Source organism: Streptomyces sp. MnatMP-M17, from assembly GCF_900091995.1.
GTDB lineage: Bacteria > Actinomycetota > Actinomycetes > Streptomycetales > Streptomycetaceae > Streptomyces.
The window spans coordinates 1-3,320 of sequence record NZ_FMDK01000384.1; the positions used below are offsets into that span (position 1 = coordinate 1).

The window sequence follows — 3,320 nt, forward strand, 5'->3', positions numbered from 1 at the left end:
CGGCGGTAACCCATCGGGTCCGTCGACGGCGAGCCGCTCCGCCTCCGGGCTGCTGGGACGGCAGAGCCGGGTGGCGGCGAGCCGCACCTCGGACTCTTCTCCGTACAGCTCGTGCAGCCGCGCGCCGTCCCGGCCGGTGTTGTGCACCAGCTCCCACAGGGTCAGCGAACTGCCGTCGTTGAGCAGATAGGTGTGCCGGTAGGTCTCGCGGTGCAGCCCCGCACTGTGGTGCGCGGAACACAGCGAGCTGGCGTGCGCCAGCGCACTGTCGAGCTTTTCGACCAGTGCGTCGGGCAGGTCGAAGGAGTTGAGTGCCCGACCCAGGAGTCGCTCGAGGTGCGTCTCGGTTGTCTCGTAGGGATCGTTCAAGATGGGTCTCCAGGCCGTCGCCACATGTCACTTGGTGATTGCATAACGTAGCGCCTAGGGCTGACATCGCGTCCCGGGTTTGGGAAAACGAAGGGGGCGTACCTGAAGTTCCCGCGCGCCCCCTATCAACTCGGCCTTTGCGCCCGTCAGTCGAGCCCGTACAGCTCGTCGTACGAAGGGAACGTCCCACCGGGTCCCCGGACACTCTTCGCGGTCTGTACGGCCCGCACGATTGCCCTGGTCACCACGTCCGCGCCCGCCGCCAGCACCTCGTTGAGGGCCAACGGATCCTCCTTGGCGAGAGCCCGCCGGCCCGTCGAGAGGGCGAAGACGGTGTCCCCGTCGTTGAGGAGATGCACAGGACGGACGGCGCGCGCGATACCGTCGTGCGCCGTCCCCGCGAGCTTCTGCGCCTGGGCACGGGAGAGTTCGGCATCGGTGGCGACGACGGCGAGCGTGGTGTTGAGCGGCGCCGGGCCGTTCTGCTCGCGCAGCTCGGCCAGCCGGAGCTGCGCCGCCACATGGACGTCTGGTCTCGGATACTCCGTACGACCGCTGAAGTAGCGCCCGTACAGCACGCCCGTCAGCGGATCGACCGCCGAGCCCGCCGCGTTGGCCACCACCAGGGCCGCGACGGTCACTCCGGAGTCCAGGACCGTGCTCGCCGTACCGATCCCGCCCTTGAGCGGCCCGACGACGGCGCCCGTGCCCGCACCCACGCTGCCCTCCGCGACCGGTGCGCCGCTCGCCGTGAAGGCCGCCGCCTCCACCGCCGCGCGGCCCGTCGCCGCGTCCGGGCGTATCCGCCAGTCACCACCGCGCCCCAGGTCGAAGACACCGGCCGCCGGGACGACCGGCACCACCTGGGCCGGATCGGGACCGACCCGGACGCCGCGCTTGCGCTCCTCCAGCCAGGCCACCACTCCGGACGCCGCGTCGAGTCCGTACGCGCTGCCGCCCGTCAGCACGATGGCATCGACGCGCTCGACGAGATTGCGCGGGTCGAGAGCATCCGTCTCCCGGGTGGCCGGGCCCCCGCCTCGCACGTCCACGGCGGCCACCACTCCGCCCTGCGGGGCGAGGACGACCGTGGTGCCGGTGAGCGCACGGCCCCCAGCGACACGGGCGTGTCCGACTCGCAGGCCCGCCACATCGGTCAGTGCGTCATTGATTGCCATGAACCCCATCCGTACCACGCGCCCCTCGGGAGGCCGCGAGTGTCACTCCGACCGCCACCATCACCGTCGCCACCAGCCCCGCGACGATAAATCGTCCAGGACCCGACGAACGTACATGCGATGGACGCCACCACCGATACCGGCCGCGCGAGTTGCCTCGCTTTCCGGTCCTGAAGTGACGCACGGGCGGCAACCGGACCGTGGTTGGGGGTGCCCTGGCGCGCCGGCCGCTATCAGGGATCGGGCGGACCGGAGGGACGGGTGGCGGGCCGGTGGGGCGCGCGCCGTGCCTCCGAGGACCGGTTGCCCGGTCCGCCCTCGCAGGAGCCTCGGTGCGGACCGCACGCCCGTACTCTGGAGGTATGAGCACCGCCTCCACCCCCGAGCCGCGCGCCGCGGAGCAGTCCTCGCCGCCACGTCCAGCCGGCCCGCCCCGGCCGCATCCGGCGTTGATCTTCGACGATCCGCTGGACCAGCAATCCTCGGACGACACGGACGGCGGTTGGGGAGAGCGGCCCGCCGGGAGAGGTGACAGCGCCGCCGATCTGGCCCGTTTCCTGGACGAGAAGCCGCCCCACCACCTCTGACCGCCGCCGGCCCCGGCCGCCAGGCCCTGAGAGGCCGGGCCCTGTCCGGCCGGTCTTCGCGGGCCTACGAGGAGCTCTGCCCGGACCCGCCGCGCTGGGCGAGCAGAGCGTCCCTGATCTCCTTGAGCACCTCCAGCTCGCTGACCTCCATGACCTCCTTGACCTCTTCCTTGGCGGCCTGCTGCCTGGCCCGCCTGGCGAGATACCTGGCCATCGGCAGGACCATCAGGAAGTACACGACGGCCGCCGTGATCACAAAGGTGAGGACCGCGCTCAGCACCGTCCCCCACATGATCGGAATTCCGGTGACCACCTCGCCCGCGGCGTTCGTCTCGCAGGGCGATTTGATGCACGAGCTGTACTTGTTCAGATCCTTGGTGCCGAACGCGCCGACCACCGGGTTGATGATGCCCTTGACGACGGAGTTCACGACATTGGTGAACGCCGCGCCGATGACAACGGCGACCGCGAGGTCGATCACATTGCCGCGCATCAGGAAGGCCTTGAAGCCCGCCAGCACGCTCTCCTTCTCCTTGCTCACGAGTGAGCCTTTCTTCACATGGGCGGTTCGAGTGACAATCTGCTCCGCAACCTAAGGCGGCGCGTGCCCACGCTGTCCAATCCGCCCACGCGATCAGGCGACGCCACAGCTTGCCAGTGCGACTCGACAGGCCCCGGCCCGGCACCGGACGGCTTCGCGCACGCCAACTCAGCACACCGCCACCGCCAGCCGTGAGGTGGCGCTCGCCGCTGCCAGCACCGCGGCGGTGGCACGCGGCACGGACAGCACGACCAGTGCTCCACCGTCCGAAGAGAATTCCCGCGTCTTCGGGATCCCGGCTACTCGGACTCCCGCCGCCACCACCCGGGCCTCGGGCTCTCCGTCCACCACTCCCGCCGGCCCCGGCGCGATCGCGGCAGCCGCGATCACATCGACCCGGTCGCCACGCCGCAGCAGCCGGACCGTCTCCGCATCCGCGATGCGCACCGCCGTGGACACCAACTCGCCTGGTCGACCGGCAGGTTCTCGCCCGGACGACGAAGGCGGCGATGCGGCCACGGTGTCGCCCGCGGTCCGCGCATGCCCTTCTGTATCGGCCGAGGCACCGACCGCGCCGCTCGCTCCGGTGGCGGCCAGCGCGGCGGCCGTCATCGCCAGACCGGCCGCTGTCGTGCGCCGCCGCCT

General features: G+C 71.0%; 5 protein-coding genes. 1 reads left to right on the forward strand and 4 read right to left on the reverse strand.

Going from position 1 to position 3,320, the window contains the following annotated elements; translation table 11 throughout:
* Positions 1-369: DUF6227 family protein (locus GA0115259_RS17780; protein ID WP_237540133.1), on the reverse strand; the 369-nt coding region annotated here is incomplete at its 3' end.
* Positions 370-515: 146 nt separating this feature from the next.
* Complete coding sequence (locus GA0115259_RS17785) at positions 516-1,547, reverse strand: P1 family peptidase (protein WP_093597793.1); 1,032 nt, start codon at positions 1,545-1,547, stop codon at positions 516-518.
* Between the two features lie 362 nt (positions 1,548-1,909).
* Here GA0115259_RS17785 and GA0115259_RS17790 point away from each other — a divergent pair, with 362 nt between their 5' ends.
* Positions 1,910-2,134, forward strand: a complete 225-nt coding sequence (locus tag GA0115259_RS17790; protein ID WP_093597796.1) for a hypothetical protein — start codon at positions 1,910-1,912, stop codon at positions 2,132-2,134.
* Positions 2,135-2,198: 64 nt separating this feature from the next.
* On the opposite strand, the gene mscL is transcribed toward GA0115259_RS17790, so the two are convergent.
* Together mscL and GA0115259_RS17800 are read right to left on the reverse strand one after the other, a co-directional pair.
* On the reverse strand, positions 2,199-2,675 hold the full coding sequence (mscL, locus tag GA0115259_RS17795; RefSeq protein WP_093597799.1) for a large conductance mechanosensitive channel protein MscL: 477 nt from the start codon (positions 2,673-2,675) through the stop codon (positions 2,199-2,201).
* A 168-nt stretch (positions 2,676-2,843) separates the two neighbouring features.
* Positions 2,844-3,320 (reverse strand): hypothetical protein (locus GA0115259_RS17800; protein ID WP_093597802.1); only part of this gene is annotated, 477 nt, incomplete at its 5' end.

Coding starts and splice junctions, on each gene's coding strand:
- GA0115259_RS17785 (WP_093597793.1), bottom strand. CDS start 1,547: ATGGCAATCAATGACGCACTGACCGATGTGGCGGGCCTGCGAGTCGGA.
- GA0115259_RS17790 (WP_093597796.1), top strand. CDS start 1,910: ATGAGCACCGCCTCCACCCCCGAGCCGCGCGCCGCGGAGCAGTCCTCG.